At 48.9% G+C, this 16,680-nt stretch carries 13 protein-coding genes; 10 read left to right on the top strand and 3 right to left on the bottom strand.

Annotated elements, in window-relative coordinates; genetic code table 11:
• Positions 1 to 17: 17 nt before the first annotated feature.
• Positions 18 to 242, top strand: a complete 225-nt coding sequence (locus E5358_RS07240) for a winged helix-turn-helix domain-containing protein (RefSeq protein WP_135939565.1) — start codon at positions 18 to 20, stop codon at positions 240 to 242.
• 118 nt (positions 243 to 360) lie between these two features.
• Here E5358_RS07240 and E5358_RS07235 read toward each other — a convergent pair whose 3' ends face one another.
• Complete coding sequence (locus E5358_RS07235; RefSeq protein ID WP_135939564.1) at positions 361 to 1,695, bottom strand: D-alanyl-D-alanine carboxypeptidase/D-alanyl-D-alanine-endopeptidase; 1,335 nt, start codon at positions 1,693 to 1,695, stop codon at positions 361 to 363.
• 45 nt (positions 1,696 to 1,740) lie between these two features.
• The gene (gene cdaA, locus E5358_RS07230) at positions 1,741 to 2,520 is read right to left on the bottom strand and encodes a diadenylate cyclase CdaA (RefSeq protein ID WP_135939563.1); all 780 of its coding nucleotides are present in this window, start codon (positions 2,518 to 2,520) and stop codon (positions 1,741 to 1,743) included.
• 361 nt (positions 2,521 to 2,881) lie between these two features.
• Between cdaA and folP the strand changes: the two genes are divergently transcribed.
• The 7 genes from folP (at position 2,882) to E5358_RS07195 (ending at position 13,672) form a co-directional block, all read left to right on the top strand.
• Positions 2,882 to 3,721: a dihydropteroate synthase gene (gene folP / locus E5358_RS07225; RefSeq protein WP_135939562.1), complete on the top strand. Its 840-nt coding sequence runs from the start codon at positions 2,882 to 2,884 to the stop codon at positions 3,719 to 3,721.
• Between the two features lie 132 nt (positions 3,722 to 3,853).
• Positions 3,854 to 4,774: an Abi family protein gene (locus tag E5358_RS07220; RefSeq protein WP_277821204.1), complete on the top strand. Its 921-nt coding sequence runs from the start codon at positions 3,854 to 3,856 to the stop codon at positions 4,772 to 4,774.
• 95 nt (positions 4,775 to 4,869) lie between these two features.
• A complete protein-coding gene (locus E5358_RS07215; protein WP_135939561.1) occupies positions 4,870 to 6,171 on the top strand; it encodes a UDP-N-acetylmuramoyl-tripeptide--D-alanyl-D-alanine ligase in 1,302 nt (433 codons plus the stop codon).
• Positions 6,172 to 6,214: 43 nt separating this feature from the next.
• Positions 6,215 to 8,686: an alpha/beta hydrolase family protein gene (locus E5358_RS07210; protein WP_135939560.1), complete on the top strand. Its 2,472-nt coding sequence runs from the start codon at positions 6,215 to 6,217 to the stop codon at positions 8,684 to 8,686.
• Positions 8,687 to 8,761: 75 nt separating this feature from the next.
• A complete protein-coding gene (locus E5358_RS07205; RefSeq protein WP_135939559.1) occupies positions 8,762 to 10,153 on the top strand; it encodes a sodium-dependent transporter in 1,392 nt (463 codons plus the stop codon).
• A 34-nt stretch (positions 10,154 to 10,187) separates the two neighbouring features.
• Positions 10,188 to 11,126: a ComEA family DNA-binding protein gene (locus E5358_RS07200; protein WP_135939558.1), complete on the top strand. Its 939-nt coding sequence runs from the start codon at positions 10,188 to 10,190 to the stop codon at positions 11,124 to 11,126.
• A gap of 32 nt (positions 11,127 to 11,158) precedes the next feature.
• Complete coding sequence (locus E5358_RS07195) at positions 11,159 to 13,672, top strand: 4-alpha-glucanotransferase (protein WP_135939557.1); 2,514 nt, start codon at positions 11,159 to 11,161, stop codon at positions 13,670 to 13,672.
• Positions 13,673 to 14,340: 668 nt separating this feature from the next.
• Here the strand turns inward: E5358_RS07195 and E5358_RS07190 are convergent.
• Positions 14,341 to 15,360: an exodeoxyribonuclease VII large subunit gene (locus E5358_RS07190; RefSeq protein WP_135939556.1), complete on the bottom strand. Its 1,020-nt coding sequence runs from the start codon at positions 15,358 to 15,360 to the stop codon at positions 14,341 to 14,343.
• Between the two features lie 327 nt (positions 15,361 to 15,687).
• Here E5358_RS07190 and E5358_RS07185 point away from each other — a divergent pair, with 327 nt between their 5' ends.
• Entirely contained in the window at positions 15,688 to 15,984 is a 297-nt protein-coding gene (locus tag E5358_RS07185) for a hypothetical protein (protein WP_135939555.1), read from the top strand.
• Positions 15,985 to 16,365: 381 nt separating this feature from the next.
• Positions 16,366 to 16,668, top strand: coding sequence for a glutaredoxin-related protein (locus tag E5358_RS07180; RefSeq protein WP_135939554.1), 303 nt, complete (start codon positions 16,366 to 16,368; stop codon positions 16,666 to 16,668).
• Positions 16,669 to 16,680 lie beyond the last annotated feature (12 nt).

Below are 16,680 nucleotides of genomic sequence, written 5' to 3'. Positions count from 1 at the left end.
AACTAAAAACGAATTTTATGATACCAAACAAAATTGGAATGAACGCCGGTGTCGTCTGGCGCATTTTAGACAATTGCCGGTCATTGGATTATGCCACGTTAAAACAACGTAGCAATCTGTCCAACAGAGACTTGAATGCCGCTATTGGCTGGTTGGCTCGTGAGAATAAGATTGAAATAGAGTATGATGAAAATCTGCATACCGAATTATATCATCATCCTCATTATAATCAGTATTTCTAAAGAACACGGATTGTACAGCTTCTCGTTTGAGGCTAAAATGGAGATTTTATACAATGAGAAAAAGGTGGCACATTCACGTACCACCTTTTTTATATTATAAAATATTATATGGCTAATCCTACCTTGTCTTCCCTGTCATCATAAGGCGGCACAGGCGATCCTGAAACAGGCGTCCCTCTGCCACAGGGGAATTGACATTTATTATAGAAAAGATATACTCATGTCCGTCAGCACCATGCAGATAGCCTGCCAAGGATGAAGCTCCGATAGTGACAATAGTACCGGTCTTCACGAAAATCCTGCCTCGCAAGTCCGGACGTGAGAACCTTGACTGCAAGGAACCGCAGCGCGCTCCTTCGCATGGCGTGGCGAAAGCCTCATCACGGAAGAACTCATACATCTGCCTGTCGTCACGCGCATATTTCAGAACATCCACAAGAAACCGCGCGTCCAGACGGTTTGCAGGCGACAGACCGCTGCCGTCGTTTATCACAAACCCTTTCATCACATGCGTACTGTCATCACGAAACTCCTTTCTCAGGAATGTCTCCACGGCATGAGGAGACTTCCACTCTATCATGCGTTTAGGGCGAAGCCCCGCCTTATAGTCAAGGTGGTAGAAGATAGCCTCCGCCCTTATATTGGAGCTGTTTGTAAGCATAGGGATGAGAGCGGCACGCATCGGATGGGAGGACGATGCCGCATAATGGTATTTTCCTTTCGGGCGGACGGTGGCATCGCGTTTGAAGGTCACGCCTTCGGCACGCAATGTTTGGATAAGGCGTCGCGTGACATAAGGCTTTCCCTTCAGCAAGAGCGGAGTCTTGTTGTACGGTATGTCCCATTTCTTTGCCGTAGGATGCTGTTTCAGCGTGTCCTCCAGTTCGAGAGTGACCATCACGTTGCCGCGAATGTGGCGTATCCCACGGTTGCGCATCTGCCTTACAAGTCCGCTGAAATCCTCAAGCACAGGGTCGGCATCGGCACGCAGGAGCAGTGTTCCGACAAGTGTGTCGCGCCGAATCTCACCGCGTACGAGCAGCGACTCATAGTAGCGGTGGTTCAGACCAAGGAGTTTTATCGCTGCCACAGCGGTAGGAATCTTCAGGCATGATGCCGGAGGGAGCAGCTTTCTGTCATTATGCCCGTAGACATAGCTGCCTGTTGTCACGTCATAGATGCTCACCGCAATGTCTTCCGGTTTCAGGCGCATCGGTTGGTGCATGAAACTGTCAATGCGGTTTGCCATGGCCTTGTCGGCAAGCATCATTTCCGGAGTGACTTTCCTGACGGCAACAGTGTCCTCATTCTCCGTCTCTTTTCCGGATAGGAGTGATGACACACCCACCGCTACATGGTAAACACAAGTGCCGGCAAGGCATAGCACCACCACCGGGCACACAATGAGAAGGAACACTCTGTCCCAACGTATTCTGTATTTTCTTTTGCTCATTTTGTCCTAAACAACAAACTTTTTGTTCTCTCTGCGGCAGACCGCCTATTTCCTGACAAGCAGTTCCTCTGTAAGAATAGCCTCCAGCTTCTCGGCGGAAAGGCGAAGGCGGAACTCTCCCTTTATCGCCACAGAGATGCGCCCTGACTCTTCGGAGCATACTATGGCAATGGCATCAGAGTCCTGCGATATGCCCAAAGCGGCGCGGTGGCGCAGCCCCAGTTCCTTCGGGATGTTCTGGTCATGGGCGACAGGGAGGATACATCCCGCAGCGCATATACGGCGCTTGCGGATGACCATGGCACCGTCGTGCAGAGGGGAGTTCTTAAAAAAAATGTTCTCTATAAGGCGCTGGTTGATGTTGGAGTCTATGGTGTCGCCTGTCGCCACAATATCATCAAGGGAGACTCCTCGCTCGATGACTATGAGCGCACCGACTTTCTGGCGCGCCATGTTCATGCACGCCATGACAATAGGCATTATGGTGCTCATGTCGGGAGTGTCTGACGCATGCTTGTTGACAAACAGTTTCATGAAAGCACCGAAACGCTGGTGGGCACCGAGGGAATAAAGGAACTTGCGTATCTCCTCCTGGAACAAGACTATTATGGCAAGCACACCGACAGAGACGAGTTTGTCGAGGATGCTGCCAAGGAGTCGCATCTCCAGTATCTGGCTCACAAAAAGCCATACGAGGATGAAGACCATGATGCCGATGAAGATGTTCAGTGAGCGGGACTCACGCATCAGGCGGAAAATATAGTACAGCAAGGATGCGACAAGGATGATGTCGACAATGTCCTTGGGCGAAATTTCTATGAACATAGTAATATATACAGCACTGTTACTGTGCCTCTGTAAAATGTGGAGTGTACCACACTGTGGTCATTTTTATATTATTCAATGTTTTGATCGAGAAAGTTTGCTCTTCTTGTTGAACTACCGAGTTTTTCTCGATAGTTGCTTCTTCTTGCAACTCGTCAGATTCAAATAATCAGAAACCGTTAATTTTATTCTGCAAAAATAATAATATTTTTCCAAATACCTTGTATTTTATACTATTTTTTGGTAATTTTGCAGAAACTTTATCCGGATATTGCCTTCCATAACGCTGTGGAGCAAAACCAATTACGCCACGGAACAATGGACACACAACAACAGCACACCACCCAATCAATTAGCAACCATGGACTACAAACTGACAATAAAAGGACGGCAGCATGTCATCTCACGCCCGGAAGTGATGGGCATTCTCAACTGCACCCCGGACTCTTTCTATGCCGGCTCACGCAAGCAGACAGAGGAGGAGATAGCCTTGCGTGCCAATGAAATCATCGCTCAGGGCGCGACAATGATTGATGTCGGAGGGATGTCGACACGCCCGGGAAGCGGCAATGTCACTCCGGAAGAGGAGATGCGACGCCTGCGCCTTGCCCTGCCGATAGTGAAACGTGAGCAGCCTGACGCCATCATCTCTGTCGACACATTCCGTCCGGAGGTGGCAAAGATGGCTGTCGAGGAATTTGGGGTGGACATAATCAATGATGTCGGAGAGGCAGAGGAGTTCCTTAAGGCAGACCTTGGCTGGATGAAGGACATCCCGTACATCCTGATGTCTGTGCAACCGACATTGGAAAAGACACTTTCCGCTTTCCGAAACAAAACCGCCTTGTTGCAGGAGAAGGGCGTTGGGGACATCATCCTTGACCCAGGCTACGGCTTCGGTAAGGATGTGCAGGACAATTACTGTCTGCTCGCAAGGCAGAATGAACTGCTCGACCTCGGCATGCCACTGCTTGTGGGCATCTCACGCAAGCGAATGATATGGCAGTTGCTTGGCACTTCGCCACAAGAAGCCCTCAACGGAACGTCCGTAGTTAACACTCTCGCCTTGGAACGCGGTGCGGCTATCCTCCGTGTCCATGATGTCCGCGAGGCTGTAGAGTGCGTGAAGATATATGAAGCGATGACCATTGAAGAGCACGCCAAACAGTTAAATTGCATTAAAAAACACATTAAAAAATAGTTTTCTTTGCATCATTAAAAAACTATTTATATCTTTGCAACATAGAAAATGATGATTATCGGTATCTACCGAGTCAATGATAACAGAACCCGTTAGCATCCCATAGAACTGCTGGCGGGTCACTTTTTTATTATGAACCAGAAACCTCGTTCTATAAACGAACATATAACATACCTGCAAGGTAAAGGCATGGAGTTTCCTGATATGGGAACTGCTATGGATATTCTTTCCCGTATAAGCTATTCCCGACTAAAGTATTATTGGAGAGATCTAACAGACGAGGGCTCTGGTGGCATTTTTCATAAGGCGACCTCGTTTCAAATAGTAAAGGACAGATATTCTTTCGATCACAATTTTAGGACAATACTCTTCGATGCAATAGAGACAATAGAGGTCGCATTCAGAGCAAAAATCATCAACCGCATGTCACAAACAGCAAGAAATGGGCTATGGTATCTGGATTCTTCTTTATTTGAGGACAAACAGAGACATTCCGATTTTGTTCTTGAGCTAAAGCGTGAGTTTAACAGAAGTACAGAGCCTTTCGCTAAGAACTATATCACTGAACACACAGACTGGGACCACAAATCATTTGAAGGTGACAATCCTGATGCTTGGCTTATTATCGAAGTGGCTACATTCGGCACATTGTCCAAGATGTACAAGAACTTGAAAAGCCAGCTGCCTCAACGGTCGGCAATAGCCAACGACTTTGGACTCTATTCTTCCAAAGATTTTTCAAACTGGATAGAAGTGACCTCTCTGCTGCGAAATATCGTAGCACACCACTCACGTCTTTGGAACAGAAGTTTTGGCAAAAAGGTTTCTGAACCAAAAGGGAAACGCAGCACATGGCTTAATGTCCCACTATCTGAACTGCAAAAGAAAAAGCCATACGCTGCTGTCTGTGTCATAGCATATTTGTGTAAGGCAGTGAATCCACGGCACAAATTCACAGAGGCGATAAAAGAGCTGTCTGCAAAATACCCTTCTGTCCAACTGGACAAATACGGTTTTCCCAATGATTGGGAATCAGAACCGCTGTGGAGATGACACTATGCCGGTTTAAATTAGCTTAAGCGTATTACAATTCGTGAAAAAAGAATCAACAATTTAGAAACAAAACAACATAAAAAGAATACAGCAACATGGATATTTCCGAGCTTTACAGCATATTTCTTGAGCACCCTGTTGTCACCACCGACACTCGCGACTGTCCAAAAGGCAGCATCTTCTTCGCACTGAAAGGTGCGTCATTCAACGGCAATGAGTTTGCCATGCAGGCTCTTGAGAACGGTTGCTCTTATGCCGTGATAGACGAAATGGCAGAGGGCGTGCCGGCAGATGGCACTCGCCTGATTCTCGTTGACGACGTTCTGACAACCTTGCAGCAACTTGCCAACCACCACCGCAAGGCTCTCGGCACAAAAATCATTGGCGTTACGGGGACAAACGGAAAGACAACGACGAAGGAACTTATCGCCGCCGTGCTTGCGGAGAAATACAATGTGCTGTACACTCTCGGAAACTTCAACAACCATATCGGTGTGCCCAAGACCTTGCTGCGCCTCACAAAAGAACATGAAATAGCAGTAATAGAAATGGGAGCGAACCACCCGGGAGAGATAAAGACTCTTGTCAACATCGTTGAACCTGACTGTGGAATAATCACAAATGTGGGACGCGCCCACCTTGGTGGCTTCGGCAGCTTCGAGGGGGTTATCAAGACAAAAGGGGAACTGTATGATTTCCTCCGTCCGAACCATGCCACAGTGTTCATACACAATGAGAATGAGCATCTCAAAAACATAGCCGACGGACTGACACTCATCAAATATGGCACGGAGAAGGCTGACGACCTCGCTGTCTACGGTGAGGTTGTGGAGTGCGCACCGTATCTGACATTCAAGTGGGGCAAGGGCAATGGCGCAAGGAACCTTGTGGAAAGCAAACTTATCGGTGACTACAACATCTACAATATGCTGGCGGCAGCAACGATAGGTCTGGCTTTCGGCATAAACGAAGAGCAGATTTGCCACGCCTTGACAGCATACACTCCGTCAAACAACCGCTCACAACTTACCGTCACAGACCACAACCGGCTTGTTGTCGATGCATACAACGCCAACCCGACATCCATGGCTGCGGCACTGGAGAATTTCAGAAACATGGGTGTTCCTCACAAAATGGCAATTCTCGGAAGCATGGGCGAGCTTGGCGAAGTGTCGCATGAGGAGCATTGCAAGATAGTCGAGACACTGAAATCCATCGACCTTGACGATGTATGGCTTGTCGGCGAGGAGTTTAAAAAGACAGCGCATCCGTTCCGACAGTTCAATAATGTTGAGGAAGTAAAGGAGAAAATTGCGGAAAACATGCCACAGGACAAATACATACTCATCAAGGGCAGCAACTCGCAGAAACTCTTCCAACTGCCTGAACTTCTGTAAAAAACGTTCACACTACCCATAACAACAACAGCATAACGACACAATGAAAAAATTCATTCTTACTTCTTCCATAACCTTTCTTACGGCATTGGCGTCCTTTGCCGCAAATGACAGCATTCCGGTAAACCGGGCACGACTGGCAGGACCGTTCACACTGAAGCAGCCGATAATCATCGACAGCACTTCAGTGGCACAGGAGAAATATTCTGAAGACAAGCTAATCGAGACTCCTCTGTCCGTCAACGCTGCTGACAAGATGCAGGAAAAAAACCTTGCATCATGGAATCTGGAGAAAGGGACACTTAACCTTGCATCATTCACCGTCAACGCTTCCGCCTATGCAAAGGCAAGCATTGAGATAAAAGGTGCCAAGCAGAGCAAGGTGTTCTGTGACGGTTCGGCTGCCGACGGTACTGTATCACTCGCTCCGGGAGAGCATAAGGTGGCAGTGAAATTCATCGCTGACAGCACATCAATAGACATCTGCCTTAAGAATGCAGCAAAAGAAGGCAAGGAAGAGGCGGCATTTCCTCTCACCGTATGCAGCAATTCGGAGAAGGTTGCGTTCGGAATGGCGCACAATCTCGGCACACGTGTGACTCGCGATGCCAAGCTCTCGCCCTCAGGGAAATGGGCTTTGGTGAACTATTCATGGTACGATGAGCAGAACAAAGTGCAGTACCGCACAGAACTTTGTGACCTCATGACCGGCAAGAATGTCTTCGTCGGTAAGGCGGACGGTTGGATGCCATTGTCCGAAAAATACTATTTCACAGAGGAGATTGGCGGAAAGAAGCAGTTAATCACTGTCAATCCTGCAACCGGAACACGCGACATCCTTGTCGAGAACCTGCCGGAAAGCGGCTTCGAGATTGCGCCGACAGAGGATTTCCTCATACTCTATTCCGAGAAAAAAGGACCGAAGAAAGAAGAGGGTGTGTACGAAATTCTTACCATGGAGGACCGTCAGCCGAACTGGAGAAACCGCTATGCACTGTCAATCTACGACATCAAGAGCGGATTCTGCCAGCCTTTGACCTACGGCTATAAGAACTGCTCCGTCACAGACATATCCAAGGATGGCAAGTACCTGCTCCTCGGTGTCTATACAGACTCCCTGCAGTACCGCCCTACGACACGCACCACCATACTGAGGGTGAACACCCAGACACTTGCCACAGACACAATCATCCGAGAGGAAGGCTTCCTCGGCGGCATAATCTTTGCAAAAGACAACGACACTTTTATTGCAAAAGCCACTCCGGAGGCGTTCAACGGCATCGGAAACCGTGTGCCTGAGGGCATGACGCCAAGCATGTTCGACTATCATCTCTATCTCCTTGACAACAAGACAAAGACCGTCCGCCCGCTGACAGCCGACGACAACACAAGCATTGAGTCCATGCTGTACTCGCACACCGACAATATACTCTACTACACTGCCGAGCGTGCGGACTCCGTACTGCTCTACCGCATGGACCTGAAAAGCGGAAAATCCATGCTCATCCCACAGCCTTTGGAGGTGCTCAACGGCTTTGACATAGCCCAAAAGACAGGAAACATCATCGTGCACGGCTCATCCGCCGATGTCCCTTACCGTGTCTATGCCGTCCAAAGCAAAGGAGCAAAGAAGCCTGCACTTGTCTGCGACCCTAACAAAGAGTTCTATGCCAACGTGAAACTCGGCACAGTCAAGCCGTGGAAGTTCACCTCCAAGCGCGGATATGACGTAACAGGATTCTATTTCCTGCCGGCGGATTTCGATGCGAACAAGAAATATCCGGTCATCGTGCACTACTACGGAGGATGCTCACCGACATCAAGACGTTTCGGTGGAGGCTCCCACTACCCTGCCCACTACTGGAATGCATTGGGCTACATCACACTGACTGTCAACCCTTCCGGAGCCACCGGCTTCGGTCAGGAGTGGGCTGCGCGCCATGTGAACACCATGGGTGAAGGACCAGCACAGGACATTATCGATGCCACAAGGCAGTTTGTGAAAGATGTGCCACAGGCAGATGCCGACCATATCGGATGTGTTTCGGCATCCTACGGCGGTTTCATGACACAGTACATGCTCACCATGGACAACCCGTTCGCTTGCGGAATCTCCCACGCCGGCATATCCGACCACACATCCTATTGGGGCGAAGGCTACTGGGGATACTCCTACAGTGAAGTCAGCGCGGCAAACAGCTACCCATGGACACGCAAGGATTTGTATGTCGACCGCTCACCTCTCTACAACGCGGACAAGATAAAGAAGCCTCTGCTCTTCACACATGGCACGGCAGACACCAACGTGCCTATCGGCGAGTCCATACAGATGTACACCGCCTTGAAGCTCCTTGGCACTCCTACCGCCTTCATCCAGGTGGAGGGCGAGAACCACGGCATCATGAATCCTGAGAAGCGCACAAAGTGGATTAACTCCATGGTGGCATGGTTTGACCGCTGGCTGAAGAACGACAGCTCATGGTGGGACGCAATATATACACCGAAAAAACTTTAATTGGATAAGTGACTGTGCTTTGGCAAAACTTTATTATCAACAGCTACTGACACAGAAAAAAACGTATAACGACAAATGGAGAATAACAGAAACACATTCAGCGGTTCATTGGGCTTCGTGCTGGCTGCCGCAGGAAGTGCCGTAGGACTGGGAAACATCTGGCGCTTCCCTTATCTTGCGGCACGCGACGGCGGCGGTTTGTTCCTCGCTCTCTACATCATTCTTGCCGTGACCTTCGGTTTCACACTGCTCATCACCGAAGTCGCCATAGGCAGACGCTCAGGTCAGGGACCGCTGACAGCCTACCGCTTCTTCAACAAGAGGTGGGGATTTCTCGGCATATTCTCCTTTGTTATACCTTATATTATATACCCATACTACTGCGTCATCGGCGGATGGGTGCTGAAATATCTTGCCACCTACGTCACAAACGACAGCCGGCTGGCAGTAAGCGACGGCTTCTTCTCCGGTTTCATCATCCAACAGTGGGAGCCTTTGGCATTCATGGCAGTGTTCGCCATGATGTGCTTCTACATTGTTTATAAAGGCGTGGAGAAAGGCATCGAGAAATATTCGCGCATCATCATGCCGGCATTGCTACTCCTTGTGGTGTTCATCTGCATCTACTCCTTCTTCATAAGCCATACCGACCCGCAGACAGGAGTGACAAGAACCGGCATCGACGGACTGAAAGTCTACTTCATTCCTAACCTTGAGGGCATGACACTCAAAGGCTTCCTCATGGTCGCCCTTGACGCCACGAGCCAGTTGTTCTTCTCGCTTTCCATAGCCATGGGCATCATGGTGACCTACGGTTCCTACATGAAAAAGGACGTTAACCTTGGCAAAGCCATCGACCATATCGAGATTTTCGACACCGCGATAGCAATCCTCGCCGGCATGATGATTATCCCGGCAGTCTATGTGTTTATGGGAACGGAAGGAATGTCGGCAGGACCGGGACTCATCTTCGTGGCATTACCGAAGGTGTTTGACTCCATGGGAGCCTTCGGACCGATTATGGGACTGATGTTCTTCACCATGGTAACCTTCGCCGCCCTCACCAGTGCCGTCAGCATCCTTGAGGCAATCGTGGCCGGTGTGATGGACAAATGGGGCTGGAGCCGTAAGAAATCGGTGGCCATCATGGCTGCCACAGGCTTCGTTTGGTCTGTGCTTGTATGTCTCGGATACAACATTTTCTACTTTGAATATGAGCTTCCTAACGGTGCCACGGCACAGATTCTCGACATTTTCGACTATGTGAGCAACAATGTCCTTATGCCGGTACTGGCAATATGCACCTGCATCATGTTCGGATGGGTGGTGAAACCGAATCTCCTTGTGGGCGAGATGCGACTCAACGGCTATTCCTTCCACAGGAAATACCTGTACATCGTTATGCTGAAATTCATCGTGCCGGCGATGCTGGCTGTACTCCTTCTCGGAGCTTTCGGCATCTATTGACCCGTAACCGACACCCCACAACCTATAACCAACTGTGAAAAACCTCTTCCATATACTCAAGAATGACAGGCAAGGGCTACTCGGTCTGCTTGTCGTTGCCATTGCCTTTGGCATCTTTTTCTTCACAAGAGAAACAGAAAAAGCGGAGAATGGCATGACACAGGAGGATATGCCAAGGTCTGAACAAGCAGGAAAAGCAAAGTCCGGCGACAGGGAAAAGGAGGCGTACTATGCCGTTCCGGAAAAAGAAATCCGGTTGCAGCCCTTCGACCCGAACACTGCGGACTCCACCGTCCTGCTTGGTTTGGGTCTGCAACCGTGGCAGGTGAGGAGCATTTACAAGTACCGTGCCAACGGAGGAGTGTACACCTGCCCGGAGGATTTCGCACGCTTGTACGGTCTGACGGCAAAAAAATACCGCCAGTTGCTGCCGTACATCCGCATAAGTGATGACTACCGACCTGCAAGCGAACTGTATTCCGTAAGGCAGAAAAGGCATGACCATTACGCAAGCGACCGCCCTTCACCCACCGATTCCTCACAAACAGCAGGCACAATCCCTTACCCACGGAAGCTGCAGCAAGGGCAGACAATCTCCCTGAACCTGTCCGACACCATCGCCCTGCGCAAAGTTCCGGGCATCGGAGCGCACTTCGCAAGGAAGATAGCAAGGTACAGGGAGCGACTCGGAGGTTTCGTTTCCTCCGACCAACTGTTGGAGATTGAGGACTTTCCGGAGTCCGCCCTGCCCTATCTCTCTGTCGGCAACGACGACAAGATACAAAAGATAAACATCAACACCGCCACCAACGAGCAGCTACGCAGGCATCCATACATCAACTACATGATGGCACGGCAGATATGCGACTACCGCCGACTGCATGGCAAAATCAGCAATATAGACGCCCTACGACTGCTGCCGACATTCAAACCGGAGACAATACGGAAACTCAGACCATACCTGACATATTGAGAAAACTAACATAACATATCAAAAAAAATCTAATGACACTTTCACTTGACATCCACTATGTCACTCACATCGGTGAGGACTTGCGTGTCAACATACTAAAGCCGGACGGCTCATACGAACAGCATCGCATGCAGACCGACGACGGACACGTGTGGAGTATACGACTGACAACCGAAGAAACAACCGCAGGTTATATTGACTATTTCTACACTTTGCACCGCATGACCACCGAACTGCGCCGCGAATGGTGCATGATAACCCACCGCCTGGAGACCATCGGCGACAGAGACAGCACATATATCTGCCACGACTTATGGCACGACATGCCGGACGACGCACATCTCTACAGCTCGGCATTCACGGAATGTGTGAACAACAGGGAGCATTCCATGTCGCCCAAAGCTGACAGCAACAGCGCAATAAGACTTAAAATCCGCGCACCGCAACTACGGAAAGGGGAACGGCTCTTCATCTCCGGCAACTGCAACATACTCGGCAACTGGAATCCTGACAACGCTCTGCCAATGTATGAGCATGAGAACAATGAGTGGGTGGCAACGGTTGACACAACGGACATACAACTTCAGGACATCGAATTAAAGTTCATCATAAAGCACAACAACCCTGACCACATAAACAGCATAATTTGGGAAACAGGGGACAACCGACGACTTAATATTCCGACCATCAATGGCAACGAAATAATTGTCATTGAACTTCCACGCGCATCCTTTGACAGGCACGACCAGAAACTTGCCGGCACAGCCGTCCCGGTATTCTCCCTGCGCTCAGAAGGGAGCTTCGGAGTGGGAGACTTCGGTGACCTGCAGCTCATGACCGACTGGGTGGCATGCACCGGACAGCGCGTACTGCAGGTGCTGCCTGTCAACGACACGACACTTGACCATTCATGGCAGGACTCCTACCCATACTCCTGCATCTCAATCTTCGCACTGCACCCGATGTACTGCGACCTGCGCCGGCTGCCACAAATCAAAGACAAAGGGCTGCGAACAAGGTTTGAAAGCCTGCGCAAAGAGCTTAATGCGCTGCCTAAAGTGGACTATGTGCGTGTCAATGATGCCAAAAACGAGTATCTGCACATTGTCTTTGAACAGGAAGGAAAGACTGTCCTGAGCACAAAGGAGTTCAAAGAGTGGTTTGCAGAAGAGGAGGAATGGCTTGTCCCTTACGCTCAGTACAGCGTGCTACGCGACAAGTTCCGCACACCGAACTACAACGACTGGGCAGACCATAACGTATGGAACGAGGATGACCGCCCGGCACTCACGAATCCGCGCACCAAGGCTTACAAAGAAGTCGCTTACCACTATTTCGTACAGTATATGCTTGCCATGCAACTGAAGGCGGCACACAGGCATGCAAGGGCGAAAAGCGTCATACTGAAAGGTGACATCCCAATCGGTGTGAACCGTTGCGGATGCGACGCATGGATGGAGCCTCGCTATTTCAACCTTGACGGACAGGCGGGTGCACCGCCGGATTTCTTCTCTTCCGACGGACAGAACTGGGGATTCCCTACCTACAACTGGGACGAGATGCTTAAGGATGACTGCCGGTGGTGGGTACGCCGGTTCTCAAACATGGCGAAATATTTCGATGCCTACCGCATAGACCATGTGCTCGGATTCTTCCGTATATGGGAGATTCCTGGCTCCTGCAAGTATGGGCTTCTTGGCCAGTTCTCGCCCTCACTCGGAATGACCGTGGACGAGATTGCGGGGTATGGTCTCCGTTTCTCCCCTTCCATGCTCGGCGAAGGAATGGAGGACGAGCGTGAAAAGGCAAGAGAGAGCCTTTTCCTGCGTGACCATAAGCGGCACGACCTCTATCATCCGCGCATCAGCAGCCACGGATCTCCATGCCATGAACGCTTGTCACAACAGGAGAAAGACGGTTACAACAGGCTTTATGACGACTATTTCTATCGCCGCAACAACCATTTCTGGTACACTGAGGCAATGAAGAAACTCCCGCAGCTGGTCAATGCCACACGCATGCTGGTATGCGCCGAAGACCTCGGCATGGTGCCTGACTGCGTGCCATGGGTCATGGATGAGCTGAAGATTCTCTCTCTTGAGATACAGACAATGCCAAAGGAACCATTCGTGCGCTTCGGCATATTGGAGCATAATCCCTACCGCTCGGTGTGCACAATATCAAGCCACGACACGGAAACGATGCGCATGTGGTGGGACGAGGACAGAGAACGCACCAACGACTATTACCACAACACCATGCACCATGGCGGGGATGCGCCCCACCCTCTGCCGGGATGGCTGGCAAAAGACATTATCTACCGCCACCTTGCATGCCCTTCCATGCTGTGCATACTGACCCTTCAGGACTGGCTGGCAACAGACGAGCGGCTCAGGCTGGCAGACGCAAGCGAGGAGCGCATCAACATCCCTGCCAACCCTCACCATTACTGGCGGTACCGCATGCACCTCAACATCGAACAGCTCCTTGCCGCAAAAGAGTTCAACAGGTCTCTGAAAGAGATGGTGGACGCCTCGGGAAGATAGGCGGATAGTATTTGAAAATATTGTTGTCCGGTAAAAACAATGACAAGCAGCAAAGCTCTTGCATATCATCATCTTATGAAGTTTTTATTCAAAATGGGGACTTGGGAACCGCGTCAGCGGTGACAAGAAAGCATTTTCAACATCCCGCATCCATGCATTTATGGCAATATGTAAGCAAAACAAAATAGTTTTCTTACATATTGCAAAGCATGCCGGCACTTTCCGAAAACAGAAATACCAACAAATGTTAAAACACAGTCGATATAACAAAAGGTAGCACTTGACCGAGTGAAAGGTAACGATTTGCACAATGAAAGGTAACACCTTGCAATGCAAATCGTTACCTTTCATTTTGTCACTTGCCATGCTGTGACTTTTCATGGCTCAGTACAAATTCCGTGAAGGATTTGTTTGACCCTCTTTTGTTTTGCCGAACGACACCAATAGTATATTAACCTGAGTTCGACGAATCATCTATTTATCCGTCAAACCCACGTTAAAATAAACGTACGATTGTAACAGAAAAGCAATGCCGGCAAAGAGCTGTTATGCTTGAATTTGGGACAAAAAGAAGAATGGAGAACTCCATAACAGGAAGTCCTCCATTCTCTTTTTATTATAACTATGCTTTCTGTGAAGCCTTTTTACGAGTTGGCACGAAATGCCAATCATTTCACAATGACCTTCTTGCCATTGATGATGTTCAGACCCTTCTGAGCCTTCTTAAGCTGCTGACCGCCGATTGTGTAGATAACCTGCTTGCTGTCATTGGCAACCTCCACGTTCTCGATGGCGGTTGTAGAACCGTTGAGCATAGCAACCTGTCCTGATGTAATCTGGTGATCACCCTGATAAACATCCAATTTGCCATAGACAATGATTTCGTCGCCAACCTTTATCTGATTCTCAGAAGTGAACTTAGCACCCTCAAACCAATTGCAGCGGAAAACAACCATGCCCTCACCGGCTGCATCAGCATCATTGATTGTGAACTCTGCGTTACCATATTGAAGAGCGACTTCCTTGATATTGGTGATTACACCTTTTACATAAACCTTTGTGGCAAGTCCCTCTCCGGCAGCTGTAAGCTCATGCGCCTTTGCTACAGTATAAGCAGTCTCAAGAGTGTTGCTGATGTCAACGATTTCTGGCTCATTGCCTTCCTCGAAGTACTGAACCTTGGAAAGCTGAATGATGCCATTGGCAGAATGACCTGCACAGTCAAACACCAACTTATAGTAAAGTCCTGCCTTTGGTTCAGCTACCTTGAACTGCATATCCCCTGCTTCAATAGAAGAAGCCGGAATTGTAGCGACAACAGTATTGAATGCTGCATCAGAAGCAACAACAAGGCTAATTGAGTTAACTTTGTCAGTAGCAAGAATCTTGTCAACTGTAACCATAACATTACCAATAGCCTTATCCATTGCAAAATTAGTAGCAATACTTGCAACAGATGCATTGTTCTTTCTGCCACACTTGATGTAAGTCCAGCCGTTCTGGTAAGTATTAAAATTAGCGATAGTCCAAGTGTCTGTACCCTGTGTTGCGGTCCAGGCATCTGTGTATCCATTAATTTTCTCCCCACCCTGTGCTGGGAATTTCAGAGTTTTGTAGGCATCAGCGAATGCCACATTGCAAACCATTGCCACGATGGCAAGGAGTGAAAAGCGTAAAGTTTTTACCATAATCTTTTGTTTTTAGGTGTTAAACATTTTGTTTATTAATTACAGTGGCAAAGGTACAAAAAAATCATAGTGTCTCCAAATAATAAAAAGAGAAAATACACTGTATTGTCACCATTTATTAATATTCGCCCAACAATAGCATGGCAAAGCAACCTTTCCACAGCAAGTTGCCGGCATTCCTCCCATGTTTAGGGATTTTCCCACCACAACGTAGGGGAAAACCATTTGCTGCCTCATGTTTTCTTGCTACCTTTGCACCGGAAACAAGAACACCGGAATAATATAATGTATAACAGAGCCGGCACGGCTCATAAGAACTCTACGGATATGAAAAAGACTATTCTCGGAATGCTGATAGGCATAATGACAATCATCGGTACAACGGCAAGTTTCGGCAGCACAGACGGCAAGCACCACAGAAACCACAGGCACACCACCGTATGCAAGTACCACAAGCACGACAATCATCGCTGTCCGTCAACATGCAGCACATACTGCGCGAAAAGTTCCAAGCACAAGCACAAGATGTACAAGAACAGCAATGTGTGCAAATACTGCAAGCAGCATGTATGTCCACGGCCGCATACACCCGCACACTGCCAGCGCAGACATTTCAAAAGATAAGATATTGTTTAGGTTTTTGTTGATTTAGTTGAAGATTATTTTCCGCCACCGCTCCCACACAGAGCGGTGGCATGCTGTATATACATATAAAGTTTGTTACCACAGGTGAATCTATACGCGGATCATTCCTCTATCATCTTTTCATTCCCGCAACCTTTATCCACGGAATGCCATGCGAGCAACAGACCGTACCTTATCTGTGCCCAGACAACTAATTTTAACTCTTTTGCTCACACTGAAATAGTACATTTTAACCATAAAAATCGCACTACTATCTTTTTTTTGTGTAAATTTGCACCCATGGAACGGGAAAGCACCTGACGAAGAAAAATTTCCCGCCGCCCAACAGAACCATATCATATCAACCAAACGTTCAAAAGTATGATAAAGATTTATGTAATGAGCACCTGCCCTGACTGCACAGCGGTCAAGCAGCAGGCGGAAGGCGACAGCCGTTATGAGATTATTGACATCGGTAGCCACGTGCACCGACTGAAGGAATTCATGCGCTTGCGTGACACAAGGGAGGAGTTCGCATCTACGCGACGCCTTGGATATGTCGGCATCCCATGCTTCATACTTGAGGACGGCACTATCACTTTCCGACCGGAGAAAGCCGGATTTGCGCCAAAGGAGAAGAAGCCACAGGGCGCAGCGTGCAACCTTGACGGAAGCGGCTGCTGACGAGTGACTGCT

The organism is Palleniella muris (assembly GCF_004792655.1).
GTDB classification, from domain to species: Bacteria; Bacteroidota; Bacteroidia; order Bacteroidales; family Bacteroidaceae; genus Prevotella; species Prevotella muris_A.
This window is presented reverse-complemented; position numbering and strand designations above follow the sequence as displayed.

Coding starts and splice junctions, on each gene's coding strand:
- E5358_RS07195 (WP_135939557.1), top strand. CDS start 11,159: ATGACACTTTCACTTGACATCCACTATGTCACTCACATCGGTGAGGAC.
- E5358_RS07235 (WP_135939564.1), bottom strand. CDS start 1,695: ATGAGCAAAAGAAAATACAGAATACGTTGGGACAGAGTGTTCCTTCTC.
- E5358_RS07205 (WP_135939559.1), top strand. CDS start 8,762: ATGGAGAATAACAGAAACACATTCAGCGGTTCATTGGGCTTCGTGCTG.
- E5358_RS07190 (WP_135939556.1), bottom strand. CDS start 15,360: ATGGTAAAAACTTTACGCTTTTCACTCCTTGCCATCGTGGCAATGGTT.
- E5358_RS07185 (WP_135939555.1), top strand. CDS start 15,688: ATGAAAAAGACTATTCTCGGAATGCTGATAGGCATAATGACAATCATC.
- E5358_RS07180 (WP_135939554.1), top strand. CDS start 16,366: ATGATAAAGATTTATGTAATGAGCACCTGCCCTGACTGCACAGCGGTC.
- E5358_RS07215 (WP_135939561.1), top strand. CDS start 4,870: ATGGATATTTCCGAGCTTTACAGCATATTTCTTGAGCACCCTGTTGTC.
- cdaA (WP_135939563.1), bottom strand. CDS start 2,520: ATGTTCATAGAAATTTCGCCCAAGGACATTGTCGACATCATCCTTGTC.
- E5358_RS07240 (WP_135939565.1), top strand. CDS start 18: ATGATACCAAACAAAATTGGAATGAACGCCGGTGTCGTCTGGCGCATT.
- E5358_RS07220 (WP_277821204.1), top strand. CDS start 3,854: ATGAACCAGAAACCTCGTTCTATAAACGAACATATAACATACCTGCAA.
- folP (WP_135939562.1), top strand. CDS start 2,882: ATGGACTACAAACTGACAATAAAAGGACGGCAGCATGTCATCTCACGC.
- E5358_RS07210 (WP_135939560.1), top strand. CDS start 6,215: ATGAAAAAATTCATTCTTACTTCTTCCATAACCTTTCTTACGGCATTG.